The sequence below is a fragment of the Acinetobacter haemolyticus CIP 64.3 = MTCC 9819 genome (assembly GCF_000369065.1).
Lineage (GTDB): Bacteria > Pseudomonadota > Gammaproteobacteria > Pseudomonadales > Moraxellaceae > Acinetobacter > Acinetobacter haemolyticus.
Map to the genome: position 1 here is coordinate 538,087 of NZ_KB849799.1, position 16,773 is coordinate 554,859.

Sequence of the window (16,773 nt, forward strand, 5' to 3'; positions counted from 1 at the left end):
AACCATGTCACAACTTAAGCCTTTCTGATCAACCGTGAATTCGGCGTGAAGAATTACAACTCAAAACTCTACTACAAAAAAATCACTTAAAAACATAAATTTACTTTGAATACTCACACTTATATCCTGATTAAGGTTGATAAAAACTATTTGAACTCACAATGAAAAAATAGAGGTTTCAATCTTTATTTATAACTCGTCATAAACTTACTAGAAGTTCTCGTTTTATACATGATACGGAATAAGACCAACAACTTCTTACCAAAAAATGTATTAATCAGGATATGAAAAAATGAATAGAAAAACTTTATCACTAAGTACAGCAATCCTAGGTAGCGTATTTCTTTTAGGGTGTAACAGTGATTCTAATAATGATTCTAAGCCCTCAGCTACCAATACGGGCGATGTACTGATTTTAACGTCCAATGGAATGATCAGCTCAATTAACCGTGATCAACCTGAAAAACTAGTATCTAATCTTAAAATTACAGGCTTACAAGCAGATGAACAACTCATCGGTATTGATCATCGCCCCAAAGACGGCAAACTTTATGCTGTTGGCACCATGGGCAATATTTACACACTAAATCCTCAAACGGGTCGAGTTACATGGGTAAGTAAATTAGTTGCAGACCCAAGTGATACAACAGATGGCAATGCACCTTACAGCAAAATAACGGGAAATCCTGATTTAATGACTGTGAATTTCAATCCAGCAGCAGACCGTCTAAGAGTAATTGGCAATGATGGGCAAAATTTACGAATCAATGTAGATACAGGCGCAACGATTACCGATGGCAATATCAGCTCAGGAACTGACTCAGTTTCGATTATCGCTGCCGCATATACCAACGCAATGGCTGGTACGGGTTCTACACGATTATTTAGTATTGATCAAAACACTGATCGTATCTATCTACAAAACGCCAATGCAGGTACTTTGGGTAGCTCAGCAATGCTCGCTTCTGGTGTTAATATTTCTGGTGGCGGTGGTTTTGATATTGATCCTATTAATAATGTTGGCTATGCAGCCCTCAAAGCTGCTGGAACCTATCAACTTCATCACTTAAATCTTGCAACTGTAGGTTCTGACAATGCCGCTGTTGTAGAAAGTAAAAACTTACCAAATCTGTTTCAAACTGCAGGAATCCGTGGTTTAGCACTTGAAAGTGCCAAAGATACTGGCGCTCATGCATTTGGCCTGAGTGCGAATAATCAACTACTGCACTTTATGGTAAATAGTCCAAATACAGTCAAACAAACTAATATCACAGGCTTGAAGGTTGGAGAAAAAATTGTCGGTATAGATTTCAGATTCAAAACAATGACCGATAAATCAGGCATGCTTTATGGATTAAGTGATCAATCAAATCTATACACTATCAATATGCAAACAGGTATGGCAACACTTCAAACTTCATTGAAAGCTGCAATGGGTGATGATAATCCATTCACTACACTGCTAGGTACCAATTTTGCCGTTGACTTTAACCCAGCAGCAGACCGATTACGTGTTATTAGCAATACTGGACAAAGCTTACGTATCAATGTTGACACTGGTGACACCATTACCGATGGTGAACTCAATGGAATCGAAGATGCTGTTGTAACCGCAGCCGCTTACACTAATAGCTTCCAAACGCCGATCGCTATGATTGGTACAGAATTATTTAACCTAGATCAAGGCAACCAACTGTTAGTTAAACAAAGTCCACCAAATGATGGCGTACTCAATTCAATTGGTGCTTTAGGCATTAACTTAGGGTTAGATAATGGCTTTGATATTGCGGGTGGTGATAACGGTTTTGCATTAGCAACTGTCTCAGGAATGACAGGACCATCTGTTTTATATCGGATTGATTTAAATAGTGATACAACGATTACGACACCAAGGGCTAGACTTGCTATTAATGTAGACGGCACACCAAATCTAGCTGCCTCAACGATTGGTAGCAGCACGACCCCTCAACTGATAGATCTCGCGATTATGTTGAAGTAAAAACCCATGCTTAAATAAAAAACACCGCATTTTCAAATGCGGTGTTTTTTTAACTTATAAAATTTATGCGATATGTTTTTGCACAATAATCGAACCGACAGAATAACCAGCGCCGAACGAAGAGATCACAGCATATTCACCATCATTCACTTGCTCGCCTGTACGATGCATGGCAATAATTACGCCAGCAGAAGAGGTATTGGCAAACTCGTCTAAAATAATTGGTGCACGCTCTAAATCCGCCTCTTTACCAACGACGAGTTTTAAAATCAACTCGTTCATATTGGCATTGGCTTGGTGTAACCAAAAACGCTTGACCTGCTCAGGTGTTAATTGAAGTTTTTCCAATTGCGCGGTAATGATTTTCGCAACAAGTGGGCACACTTCTTTAAATACTTTACGACCATCTTGACGGAACAACTTATCATCAACAACAGCATCTTCACTACGGTTTAAGAAACCAAAATTATTGCGGATATTATTTGAGAATTGAGTAAACAAATGGATATCTAAGATTTCGTAACCTGATTTTGTTTCAGTTGCTTCAATAATTGAAGCTGTCGCAACATCACCAAAGATAAAGTGTGCGTCACGCGTACGATAATCTAAATGACCTGATGTAATCTCAACATTGAGTAGCAAAACACGACGAGCGCCACATTTCACTGCATCATAGGCCTGCTTTAAACCAAATGTCGCTGCTGAACAAGCCACATTCATGTCATACGCATAACCTTTAATACCTAATGCTGATTGGATTTCAATGGCAACGGCTGGATATGCGCGTTGCATATTTGAGCATGCCAAAATCACAACATCAATATCTTCAGCAGTAACCCCTGCATTTTCCATCGCTTGTTTTGCAGCTATTACACCCCACTCCGCTTGAAGTGAAAGCTCATCATTACTACGCTCTTGCAAACGAGGACGCAAACGTTTTGGATCAAGAATACCCGATTTTTCAACCACATAACGACGCTTAATCCCTGAAGCTTTTTCAATAAACTCAGGGCTAGAGCCGCGTAGCTCTTCTAACTCACCTGCTGCAATTTTATCAGCATTGTCTTGATTGTACTGTTCTACATAAGCATTTAAACTTTCAACCAACTCTTCATTGGAAATAGATTCGGTTGGGTGGAACAAACCTGTACCTGTTATACGGATGCCCATGTAAAACTCCTGTAAAGAATGGTTCTAACTTTCATTGTCGCTCAGTTTAACCGATTGCTAATCGATCCCATAGTTTTTGTAATCTAGTTGGTGAAATTGGCATCTTTGTTTTCATAGGTTGAGAAAACAAAGAAATTCTCAATTCCTCTAACATCAAATACATTTCTTTGATTTTAGGATCATTTTTGAATTTAAATACTTTGTCCATCCATGGATCGACATCATCAATTGCCGCAAGGTCACGTTGTAGATTATTTGGCAAACGGTCTAAACGCAATAGCAATGCTTTTAAATAACGCGGATATTCCTGCCAAAGATCAACAGGGCGAGTATAGACGAAGTCCACCAAAGACATTAAATCAAGTTGATCCTCTATATCATCTATACTTCGACCAAAGATACTTTTATCAAGTACTAACAACTCACGGCGAATCCTCTGCCATTGGGTAAAGATTTCAGTCATATCATTTAAAACTTTTTGACCATTCGCCAAAAAATGCTTTTTGGTTTCAATTAAAAGTTGCTGAAACTCATCCGCATGCTTAGGAAGCCCTTGAATCGAGACTTGCAGCGTGGCATAAACCAGCATCTGCTCTAGTTTTGCACGGTCACCTAAAGGTGAATAGGCCAAAGCCAAAGGTTTGGAAATCTGCTTTTTCAATTGACGAATTAAATCACCTAACTGCAAATGCACGAGGCGAATCACACCCTCTCGATGTTGTTTAATTGCTTCACTTTGATCATTAAAAGTTTGAACCACAACAACAGAATCATCTTTAGCATCAAGTTCAGCAAATACTTTGGTTGGAACCAAAGCCTGATACTGCTGTACCACGACACCTGTCACTTTTTGTGATGCTTCAAATACAAAACTCTCAGGAAAACTTTGGAATTCCCCCTGTTGTTGCTTCACTGGACGATGGGTTTCAATACGACAACGTGCTTTCAGCTCTTCTAAATCGCGACCTTGCGCGATTAATTTACCTTTTTCATCCAACACCTTGATAAAAGGCACTAGATATTGATCAATTTTTTCAAAAGAAAAGTCTTTTTCAGTGATTTGTTCACCACGTAAAGCAAATGCCAAATAACTAAATAAGTGCTCTCTTAAATGTACAGCGTCGATCCCCTGTAGCAGTTTTTTGGCAGTATCAGGTATAGGGACCAAATTACGGCGCTTATCTTTTGGCAATGCTTTTAACAAGGCTTCAATTAAACTTTGTCGCCAACCAGGAATGCCCCAAGACCACTGCTTTTCATCCACTTGTGCTAAAGCCTGTACTGGGATTTTAATGGTTGCACCATCTTCATCATGGCTAGGATCAAAACGATAGCTCGCAGCCAAACGCAATTGACCATTATGTAAATAATCTGGAAATTGCTGCGTGGTTGGACGATCATTCATCCACAATGCGTCATCATCAACAAATAAGAAACGCGGATGATCTGGCTCTACTGTTGCACGCCAGTCTTCAAAACTACGACGGCTCGCAATTTCCTTAGGAACTTTCTCGGCATAAAATTGATAAATGGTTTCTTCATCTACCACCAAATCACGACGACGTAATTTATCCTCAACACGCTCAACTTCTTCTAGCTTTAGCAAGTTGTGTTTCAAAAACGGCGGTGTAATACCCAAGTTCCCAGTCGTCAGTGCGTCACGTAAAAAGATTTCATGCGCCGCGGGTTGATCCACCTTCTCAAAATTCACCATTCGTTTTGGTTCAATAATCAAACCAAATAATGAAATTTGCGCATAAGCATTTACTATGCCCGCCTTTTTCGACCAATGAGGCTCAAAATAGTGATATTTCAAGAGATCACGCGCCGCCAACAAAATCCATTCTGGATCAATCTTTGCCAATGTCCGCAAATAAACCTGAGAAGTCTCCACCATTTCAAAGGCCATGACCCAAGCGGTATTAGTTTTATGTAAGGTACTGGCTGGAAAAACTTTGGCTTTCTGCTGACGCACTGCCATAAAGGTATTACGTTCATCCGTTTTATTGGCAATAAAAGAAAGCAATCCCGTTAAGAGTGCGCGGTGTAAATTTTCATAATTCGCGCCTTTTTCATTAAAACTAAGTTTTAAGCCTTCAGCCAACTCGACTAATTGGTGATGGGTTTGTTTCCATTCTCGTAAACGTAACCAGCTCAAGAAATGCTGACGGGCAAATTGACGACGCTTGTTCTCTGATTGAGTATCAGGACTGGTTTGTAAGGTATTCCACAGTTTTAAATAAAATAAAAAGTCTGAATCCGCTTCTTTGAACAATGCATGTTTTTGATCAGCCTGCATTTGTTTGTCCGCAGGACGTTCACGCGGATCTTGAATCGCTAATGCACTGACGATAATCAAGGTTTCTTTGAGCACACCAAAGTGCGCGCCACCGATAATCATACGTGCTAAACGCGGATCAATCGGCATACGTGCCATCATTTGACCGACTTTAGTCAGTTCATTTTTCCGTTCATTCAGTGCCCCCAGCTCAATAAGTAACTTACGACCATCATTCACCAAACGGAAATCTGGCGGTTCAATGAAGTCAAAATCCTCTAAGTTACCCAAACCGAGGCTTTGCATCTGTAAAATTACAGAAGCTAAATTGGTCCGTTTAATTTCAGGTTCTGTAAATTCTGGACGGCTTAAAAAGTCTTCCTCGCTGTATAAGCGAATACATACACCTGCAGCAATACGACCGCAACGCCCTTTACGCTGATTGGCTGCCGCTTGTGAAATCGCTTCAATCGGTAAACGTTGTACCCGCGAACGATAGTTATAACGTGAAATACGGGCAAAACCACTATCAATCACATAGCGAATATTTGGAACAGTCAACGCTGTTTCTGCAACGTTGGTGGCAATAATAATACGTCTGCCTTTACCACTTGGACTGAAAATCTTTTGCTGCTCTGCCAAGGCCAAACGCGCATATAAAGGCAGAACTTCGGTATGACGGGGACCAAACTTCTGTAGGGTTTCCTGTAATTCACGAATTTCTTGCTCGGTACTCGCAAAGATCAGGATATCCGCATGTTCTGGATGACCTTTTGCTTCGGCATCAGCAAAACATTCTTCGACTGCTTGAACGACGGCTCTAGGCAGATTCTCTTCAAAGTCATCAAACTCATCATCATCACTACCAATAATGCTGAGTTCCGAGTAGCGGAGACAACAAACTTAGGCTAGACAGCAAGTACCTGCTATCCAAATTATAATTGCATCGCAATAATATTGAGTTTAACGATATACACCCAAGTATGTTGTGGTAACGATTAAGTTTAACCCTCGTGACGATGGTGAAAGCAGTCAGTGATTTCATAATACATGGCCAAGATATTGTTCACGTTCAAGTTTTTCTACAATATATATAGAAGTTTATGTTGATATCAATCAGTCATTGAAACCATCTGCTACCAGAATATCCTCTGTCTGCAAACGAATAAACAATACGATCGAAACTTAATAAGTAGAGAAAACGTTAAATCCAAGCGACACACTCAATTTTATCTGAATTTCCTCGGTAATTGGCTAATGTCCACACAGTACGTCCCGCCGATCCACTTGGGAATATCGCTTAATTCCCGATAGCACAAGCTCTGCTAACCTTGCGCCTATAGGATGTTGTGTAATTTAATTGGACCCTATTGCACGAGCGTCAATGGACACTTGATTCAGATGAATGGCTACAATCGAACTGTCGATCTGCTAAGTAACGTGTAAAACGTCATTAAGATGAATCTGGGAGACTCGTGATAAGTATGGTTTAAGTTTCTGAATAAACTTTTCATGGCTGTTTTATAATTAAGGTAAGCCTAATCTGTGATCAACACTTTGCATGTGAAATGTTTGACGGTCGCGTTTTATAACAGATGAGACTACACTTAAATGACTCTGTAATCATCTTCTTTGTCGAAAAACAAAATTGTCGCCATTATTTCGATTTAATGCCCTTCTATGCCAAGTAAACAGAACAATTAACGCAATAGGTTTCGTTGGTGTTATGTTAATGATCAAAAATTAATTTTGCAAGAAGCCACCAAAAGCCCTATATGTTTATACCGTCATACAATTTCTTTAATTATGAAAGCTCCATTATCACCAGAAGATGGCGCAAATCTTGCTTTGTAGAATCGAAATTCAACAAGTGTACAACTATTTCATCAATACGCTTTGGTTCTGTTGGCAGAGTCTTATGATTGTAAAACACATTAATTTTTAATCTCCAATTATCACAATATCACTTTGTTGGATTTATAGCCAGATAAATTACGGGATTAAAATGGACTTTAATCGATTCGTTAATACTAACGATAGATGTCATGTAACAGTAGTAATTCTCCAATCACAAGACGTTATTAGTTATACATCTCGCCAAGATGTAATTACTGATAAGATCAACATCTCAGATTTACATGATAGTGAGCCTAATTATTACACTAGTGAAGTAATTGAAGGTGCCTTCGCACCAGTACGAAGTTCTTGGTGATATTACCGAAATTGAGGTTAGAGGTAGATGTGTAGTAGTGTTTTTGCAGCTTTGTCACGGTACCAGTTTGCGCTTGCCTGAATTAGGAAAGTTAGTTGACATCTATGCATATTTACAAAAAATTGGTGTAGAGACACTCGGACGGACTGCTTATACTCACGTCCGACCCAGAACATTTCACAAAACTTCTGAAGTCATCACATGAATCAACTAAGCATTACTCGGCCAACAGACTTGGCCGATCTCTAATTGGTCGCTGGCTTTACAACAGTAAACAAGTCTTGGAGATCGAGGTTTACACGTTATCGTGCTGGTATGAAAAGTCCAAATTTCTCTATCGAACGAGTTTTGTATGATTCTTGAAACATGGAGTTTACGTCGTAAAGTAATAGTCGTTCGATTTCATAAGTAGGCAGCAGGTGAAGATTTCATACGTAAATGGTTATTAGGTATAGCGACGCTGCCTCCATCTAGAACCTTGCTTGGTTATCACTGATTTGTTAAGTTCATCATATTGAATTAGATGGGCTATGATGAGTCGCTTATCTTTCATACTTTCCAACATTTTCACGTTATCGACCATTCTTCGACCTTGATCGGATGCGAAGTCTCCATTTTGCTATTATCAGTATGCGTAACTCTGAATCATGTCATATTATAAAAGAATTGGTTTTATATATTCGTGACAATTATTAAAAATTATACGGGGGGATGTCGACGGTACCATCTTTTAAATTGACTTCATGGCATCATGAGGTTTGTGAGCGGGAATATAAAACTGAATATAAGAATGGTTCGGAAGAATTTTATCATCCTGTTCCTAAATATGACTAAAATAATTTACTAAGCTTTAGAGTGAGGAGTGCATGATGGCAAAAATACAACGAATTATATATTTTTTTTAACCAGATATGTATCACGGCTTCGTAAAAGGAAATATTGACGATATGGGGGATATCAGAAATGAAGATCTTTATCTAGTCGATCAGCAACACATCCGTTTTTGTCAACCTGTTTTAGTTCGCATCTTGATATATATAGATCATTTCATTTTCTCTGTTGTAATCTGCCAACATACGATCATCATTGCTTTGTGAGTCACAACCGAGATGACAATCAAGTTTATTCGAAGCCCCATAACAGGCTAGTAGATACGGGGCATCTGTAAAATGTCGTAAGGTTTAAAAACATCGTTCACAGGTGAGATGGTGATCTGTATAGCGTAAGAAGTAGAACCAAAAGAACTTCTGCACCACATTTTTGTTATTCCAACCAAACTCTAGCCAAATATATTGGTAATGATCTTTAACATTTTATACAATAATTAAACCATAGTGCTCGGAGTAATTAGCGCATGCAAAAACTAAGGACGTTCAAATTGCTTGGGTATGTTGATATTCTATTAAAATGACAACTACCCTGGACCACATACCATCATGGCAAATTGAAGAAAACGTCCAACCAAGCTTTAATTTCTTTCCTTAGCTATAGATTCCTTTATTTTATCACTCTCATCGATTGATTCATAATGCTGTGGCTGTCTTAAAACTTCCAATTATTGTTTTAAATAAGATTTTCCATAAGCTCTCACAGCAGTTGAAAGATGTAGTAACTCAAGGCGTTGCTAAGCTACGGTAATCTCCAAAATAATTCTCTATACGGCAATTTATAGATCCAGATAGTTGCAAGGGTATAGAAATCGAATAATATGCGAATCTTCCCCTATTCCGAATAAATTCATATGAGGTATTAAACCCAGCCAATCAGATAAGCCCAAAAATGCTGCCCGAAAGGATATAATCTGAAGCGGGCGTATAGCTGCGATTAGCATTGTAAGAACAATAGGTGTTTGTTGCTTTCGGCGCAGGAAAGTTTCGCAACAAATTTCGAGCATTTAATGAATCTGAGACCTTATATCAAATTGTATAAACTGGTGGATAATAAATAAATTCTTCGATCACGCTACAAACCATAAGTAACACCCCATTCAAAAAAAGGGGACCATATCAAGCAAAATAGCGTTTTCTTTTTTTGCGTTCAAAAGGATAGCCTCACAGTTTAATCATTGCAATTCATGATAAATCCAACCCAAATAACCAACCATGCCCATTTGCATTTCTTGAACAGATAGTCACTTGCACTATATATAGCTGTGTATGTATCAAAAAGACATTCTACATCCATAAAAGGTTGATCATCTCACTTGAATTGTGGTTATTGTCAGCGAACCATTAGTAGCAATATCAAAAACGCTAATATCAATGTCTAAATTTAATAGTATAAGACAATCAAACACCAGAACATTCTGATCTGACCATCTCATAACTAGTTCTGGCTGAGTTCAATACCAATGTAGTCGATGAATTAGAATAATCTATTGCTACCAAAACTTATAGTTCCACTTTCTGCTTGTGAACTTTTGTCTAAACAACAGATTGAAAAGCCACTCGACCATAACTCAATGAAGTCCAGCAGGGTGGATTTAACTTTTCTATTTCGCAAATTTAATAAAATGCGCTATGCTCGCTTATTAGGGTAGGGTTAGTTGACCAGATTTCAGCAGCAACGCGCCGTTCTGCTGATTACATTAAAACTAAGACAGAGCAAATCGATGTATAAGTTAAATATACTATAATCTACAGATCTGGATTGAAATGACGTATAGGCTCACCCGATCAAACGAATGATTCTGCACAGGATGACCTTCAATATCTTGGGGTTTACATTTGCTCTGGACACCTGCATATTCGAAATAGCCGGCCAGCAATTGCAGCGCTGACGACGTTAGCTTAACGTAGCAAAACCAACAAATAAAGATCTGATTGAAATTATTATACGAGCGATCTTGAAATTTATGTAAGCATTGTTCGGATTCTTCAGCAATGTGCGATATAAACTATACCGTGCATTAGTATTATCCATTCCAAATGTTTACTGTTGGTCGGTGATTGATCCACGATGTAGGGAATAAAGCCACCAGCTCGGAAATACAAGCTTAGTTGGGCAGTGTCTAAGCAAGAACATAAGTAAAGCGAATCAGTTTCCGACGTGAAAGGCGTTTGCGCCAGTATTAAATTTCGCGGCTATGCCGTTTCAGTGTTTCAAACAGCAGCGGAGAGTGCAAAATCACAGCAACGAACAATGAATGATTATTAAACGTGCGAACAATTACCATGCACCCTCAATAATTATGAGCATGCATATAGTCAATTCAAAAGACTAGTCCTACAAAGCCAATTAGAAGCAACAGCTTAATTAGGTGATTTGTAATAGACCTCAGAACAATCGCTTTAACCAAATCGTGTGAGTAATACCCCTAAAGTATAAAGCATAGACCAGGACAGACAAGAACATTGGCACCCATAAATGTTTCATACGTTCAACCGATCTCCCAACTTGTCTCTACTTCAGCAGTGAGAGAACGGTCTTTAACGATGTTGTAAGTATTACTTCCTACATTCACTCTACGTTTTGAATCTTCTCTGTATCTGACAAAACTACCTAGCTCAGCATTCTATAAGATTTAATCAAATGTTCAATTCGCAGACGTCACATAAACAGATGAATCACTTACCCCAAACACACTAAAAGTCTACAGGCCTTTCTATTCATTGTCTTTTTTTGGTTGGGCGTTTCTAAATCTATTAGTCTCCATTGTCTGAGCTTTATCGCCGACAGCCTTGGTAGCTAAAATTAACCTTTTTCTTCAGTGTTTAGTAGCTTTGCCACTGTCCATTCTGCCTTTGGTTAGTGGTGAAATCATAAACTTGGCAGGTTACTGTTCTGAGCCATACGATATATTGGGTGAAAGTGTACAAGCCTCTCAGCATCGGGCGAGTTGTACTATTAATTTAATTGACAATTCGATAGCACGTGACAAAAAGCCAGCTCTTATCTCATTTAGACAATAACATGATGTTCTAGACCTAATGCCTAGAGTAAATCAGTATGTTGTATGAACAACAGTCGAGGTTTAACCCAATCATCTTCATAATGTAGAATCTCAATGTACATCCCCAATGGACGAATATAATTTTAATACTGAACAATTAAACGCTGTGAAACAACAACTGCTTCTAAAAATTCACAATGCAGTAACCCATGAAAGACCTCCTCATGTTCACAATGATAAAACTGCGTCACACCATGTTAATATGTTGCTTGAGTTGTTTTGCTTTTACTCCATGAGTTTAAGCAAATTTTAATACAAATTTGAGAGCCATTTATAAATTATCACTTAGTGTATCGAGCAAAACCACCATATTTTAACTTAAAATTCAAAAAACCGATTGAACTCATAAAAACATACTGTTTCCTCTATGCTGAACTTTTGCGTACTATAGCCCCATGAAATTAATTTAGCCGACTTGAACTGCTTAGAATTTGGAGATTTGCATGTTAGATCAAAATATTAAAACTCAATTAAAAGCTTACTTAGAACGTTTAGAAAGTCCAATCGAGTTGGTGGCTGCTTTAGATGATTCAGATAAAGCTGCGAAAGTAAAAGAACTTGTGACTGAAATTGCTGAACTGTCTGATCAAGTTACGGCGCGTTTTGACGGTTCAAACGCTCGCTGTCCGAGTTTTGGTGTCGCCAAAGCAGGTGAACAACCGCGTGTGTTCTTTGCGGGTTTACCAATGGGACATGAGTTTACTTCTTTGATCTTGGCATTGTTACAAGTTTCAGGCTATGCACCTAAAGTTTCTGATGAGGTTTTAAATCAGATTAAAGGCTTAAATCTTAAAGCAAACTTTGATGTGTTTATTTCATTGAGCTGCCATAACTGTCCAGATGTAGTTCAAGCCTTGAACTTGATTGCAATCTATAACCCAAATACCACGACCACCATGATTGATGGTGCGTTCTTCCAAGATGAAGTGGAACAACGCAAAATCTTGGCCGTACCAATGGTGTTCCAAGATGAGCAACATATCGGTCAAGGTCGCATGACTTTGGAAGAAATCATTGCCAAGTTAGATACTAACTCTGCGGAAAAAGATGCTGCGATGATCAATGCCAAAGATGCATTTGATGTCTTGGTAATTGGTGGTGGTCCTGCGGGTGCCACTGCGGCAATCTATGCAGCACGTAAAGGAATTAAAACAGGTATCGTGGCTGAGCGCTTTGGTGGTCAGGTCATGGATACCATGGATATTGAAAACTTTACCTCAGTGCAAAAGACCCAAGGTCCAAAGTTTGCGGCTGAAATGGAAGCACATGTCCGTGAGTATGATGTCGATATCATGAATCTTCAACGTGTGAGCAAAGTGACTGGTGCGGATCAAACAGCAACGGGCTTGGTTGAGGTTGAACTGGAGAATGGTGCCAAACTAGAATCCAAAACCATTATTCTTTCAACTGGTGCACGTTGGAGAGAGATGAATGTACCCGGTGAAGCTGAATATCGAACCCGTGGTGTCGCTTATTGCCCACACTGTGATGGTCCATTGTTCAAAGGTAAACGTGTTGCTGTAATTGGTGGCGGTAACTCTGGTGTGGAAGCTGCGATTGATCTTGCTGGAATTGTTGAACATGTAACCTTGGTTGAATTCGACACCAAACTTCGAGCGGATCAAGTGTTACAAGATAAGTTAAACAGCTTATCTAATACAACAGTGATCATGAATGCATTGAGTACTGAAGTGCTTGGTGATGGTTCACAAGTGACAGGCTTGAAGTATAAAGATCGTGCTACAGATCAAGAACATGTGGTTGAGCTTGCAGGGATCTTTGTTCAAATTGGTTTATTACCGAATACAGATTTCTTAAAAGACAGCGCTGTTGAATTAAGTAATCGTGGTGAGATTATGGTGAATGATCGTAACGAGACCAATGTGAAAGGTGTGTTTGCTGCGGGTGACTGTACCACTGTGCCTTATAAGCAAATCATCATTGCCACAGGTGAAGGCGCGAAAGCTTCGCTCTCTGCTTTTGATTATATGATTCGTTCTGGCGTTTAATAAATTAGAATCAAAAAAGCCCAAACTTTAGTTTGGGCTTTTTTATTTATTGCTTATACAAGCCATGATCAACAAGATGCTGACGAAGGATTCGACGTAACTCAAGTATTGCTTCAGGCGTTTCTTGAATAGAATGTCCGCCATGCAAAACTTTTTCTGAAACTGCTCCATCTAAGTGAGCACTTTTATATGGGACGATTCCATCTGTGATGACATTTGGATCATCACTTTTAGTAATGTTGCCTAAAATAGAGTGGAACACTAGACCTTTTTCAGGTGGAACATCGGCAGTTAACTCCATAAATTTCGATTTTTTACTTAAATCACTAGGCCCATTTTGGATGACATCATTAGTCAGTGTTTTCACGAAATCTTTAAGATCCATATCATCACTGGTAAGTGTGTCTGCTAAAGTTGTGAGAAAAGTTGCAGGTAAACGGATAATTTTCCGCGCAGCTAAGGTAAACCAACGGTCAGCATAATCAGTTCCACGATGGGGCGACGCTAAGAAAACAGCTCGATTAAAGTTATGAATTGGTTTCATCTTTAATCGCTCACTAATAACAGGATGCTTTCTGAGCTGGGCTTGCTGACGGCTGGTCATCATTGCTAAAGCTTGTTTCGATAGATCTACATCGCTTACCAGTAAACGGCTAATGATACCCCCCATACTATGACCGATTAAAACAGCATCTTTTGCAGCAGCATCTCTAGGATTCAATGATGAAAAAGCCTGTTTCAATAATGCATAGGTCTGAAAGCGACTTTCTAAGATAGGCATATTGGTTGAATAGAAAACTTGCCATACTTGATAGTTTTCACGCAAAACTGGATCACCCATAATATCGTTGGTAACCGCAATCCATGCTTCAGGACTGCTCGCCAAACCATGTATTAATACGATAACTTTTTTATTCGGATTATAAGGTTCCAACATATAAAGATGCGGCATGGTGAGATGCTGGTCACGGTCAATCAACGAAAGATAAGCAGCTGCACGTAGATTGTTTTCTGCTAACCATAGGCCGTAAGGCGCAGAAAAGTTTGCGGCAAGTGAGTAGGCTTTGCCTGCGATATTGACTCTTTCAGTGTTGTAAGGATCATAAACTTTAATTTCAAAATTTGGGTTATTTAAAACATCTTCCACACTGGCAGTTGCTTGTTTAGGTTGAGCAATGATTGTCGCTGCCAAATAACGTGCTTTATGAATATTGGGGTTAGTGCCATTTGGATATTTATAATTCAGAGGATCAAGAATATATTTATTTTCCCCATGATTGGCTTCTGAGGACGGGAAGACCGCCACAAAATCAGAACCAAAACCATCTCTGCGGTTAATGGCTCTTAACCCTGAAAAATTCATATTATAGCTAGAAACAAATTGTTCAAGCTGTTGAACATTTTGCAGGCGTTGATAAGATTCGATATCGATCGTATAGATACTTTTACCAATTTTAATTGTTGGGGTAATGGTTTTAGATGGATTTCGAAGACTGTGTACATTAACTAATTTGGTTAGTGCTTGATTATAGAAATCTCGAATTTGAACTTGTCGGTTATCAAAAATACGTTCTTGTGGTTGACGACTTGTTTTGAATAAATATGCATAGCTATATCGAATACTTTTATCTAAGGACTCAAGTTCTTGATCTAGACACTTTTCATAGTTTTGTTGAATGACTTTCTGTTCTTCTTCTTTACGATGTTTGCTTAGCTTACTAATTTTACAATCCGAAGATTCAGATAATGACAATGCTTTAGCGAGATACAATTCGCTTGCAGTTGATAAGAGCTGTTCATCTAAAATTTGTGGGATTTTGTGTAAATCAGCGACACAGTCATTTGGTGTTTGGGTGCAGACTTTAGCTTCTTTACCAGACATGGAGAGGACATTCAGACTGGCTTCGCTTAATTTTTTATGCGTTAAAATGCTATTACGTTCATTGGCGATGGTTACATTTATCGCTTGTTGCTTTAGACTGACGACTTGGCAACCACTCACCATGATTGCACTGAGTAGACTAACAATAAATAAAGATTTATTCGGTTGAAATGCAAACATGATGGATCAGCACGGTAGGCTTGGATGTTATTTATAATACGAAAAATTAATGTTTTTTCAATGTAAAAAAAATAGACTGCTCAGGGCAGTCTATTTATTCAAGAAATAAAAAATTAATTCATCACTTGCCATACGTTCCAGCGCTTACCAGATTCAATTTCACGAATTAAACGATCTGCGACTTCAGCCTCATCAGGGAACTTAATTTTATAGTTTCTGAGAGTTTGAATTGCATTTCTTTTTTGCTCTAACCACAAATAGTTGTTTGCAGCAGAAAGATATGCTTCTTGTACACCGCCTTTAATTGCTTTATCTAAATAAGGGATAGCTTCGCGCTGACCACCACCCTCAGACAAGCCAAATCCAAACCAGAAATTGGTTTCAGGATCATTTGGACTCATCGCAAGAATACGTTGTGCATAGTTTAATGACTTGGAGGTGTATGATGTTCCTAGATCAAGGTTGCGTGCCATGACGCTGGCTTTAAATGCACGAGACAATACATCAAATGATGCATTCGGTTTTTCTGCGAGCGCATCCAGCTTATGTGTGATTTCTTTGAGCTTAGTTTCATAACCTTTACGTTCTTGGCGTTCAGTAAAACGTGGCGGATAGTGACGCGCTTTACCTTCGACAAGCTGTAAGAAATCATCAATCTCAGTCACATCAACTTCATTTTCACCCGCAAGCACCGCATATTTGACATTACGTTGTTTACTATCGATCGTCGGAATAATAATTTTGTTTACATCTAAAGTCATTGATTTAGATGGATCACTTTGAAGAGAAACTACCATTTTAGTCACTGGTTGTGCAGCAGCTTCTTTGATAGCTAACTCAAAACTCGGTGGTGCATCGTATTGAATTGGATTTAAAGCATAGAATGCTGGAGTAGGATCAGGTTCTTTAAATACAAATGGCTCAGCAACATTTTCTTTTTTTGTTGGAGCTACGCCACAAGCCGTTAGAAAAGTGGTTGAAAGTACAAGTAATGCCAAGGGCTTAAAATTCATGATCTACATCCATTAATTTTAGTAAGAGGATAAAAATGATTGGTTCCGCTAGTCTAGGAAAAGCGGAACCAACTTGCA

At 38.8% G+C, this 16,773-nt stretch carries 5 protein-coding genes and 1 pseudogene; 2 read left to right on the forward strand and 4 right to left on the reverse strand.

The window, feature by feature from the left end:
• Positions 1-292 precede the first annotated feature (292 nt).
• Positions 293-1,999 carry a DUF4394 domain-containing protein gene (locus F927_RS02590; protein ID WP_005081188.1) on the forward strand — a complete coding sequence of 569 codons (1,707 nt, stop codon included), beginning with the start codon at positions 293-295 and terminating at the stop codon, positions 1,997-1,999.
• Positions 2,000-2,062: 63 nt separating this feature from the next.
• On the opposite strand, the gene F927_RS02595 is transcribed toward F927_RS02590, so the two are convergent.
• A complete protein-coding gene (locus tag F927_RS02595) occupies positions 2,063-3,169 on the reverse strand; it encodes a beta-ketoacyl-ACP synthase III (RefSeq protein ID WP_005081190.1) in 1,107 nt (368 codons plus the stop codon).
• Between the two features lie 46 nt (positions 3,170-3,215).
• Positions 3,216-6,332 (reverse strand): annotated as a pseudogene (gene hrpA, locus F927_RS02600) (ATP-dependent RNA helicase HrpA); the annotation flags it as partial.
• 5,722 nt (positions 6,333-12,054) lie between these two features.
• On the opposite strand from hrpA, the gene ahpF reads away from it, so the two are divergent.
• Complete coding sequence (gene ahpF / locus F927_RS02605) at positions 12,055-13,620, forward strand: alkyl hydroperoxide reductase subunit F (RefSeq protein WP_005081195.1); 1,566 nt, start codon at positions 12,055-12,057, stop codon at positions 13,618-13,620.
• A gap of 46 nt (positions 13,621-13,666) precedes the next feature.
• Here ahpF and F927_RS02610 read toward each other — a convergent pair whose 3' ends face one another.
• Positions 13,667-15,682 carry an esterase/lipase family protein gene (locus F927_RS02610; protein ID WP_005081198.1) on the reverse strand — a complete coding sequence of 672 codons (2,016 nt, stop codon included), beginning with the start codon at positions 15,680-15,682 and terminating at the stop codon, positions 13,667-13,669.
• A 113-nt stretch (positions 15,683-15,795) separates the two neighbouring features.
• Positions 15,796-16,695: an ABUW_2363 family tetratricopeptide repeat lipoprotein gene (locus F927_RS02615; protein WP_005081200.1), complete on the reverse strand. Its 900-nt coding sequence runs from the start codon at positions 16,693-16,695 to the stop codon at positions 15,796-15,798.
• Positions 16,696-16,773 lie beyond the last annotated feature (78 nt).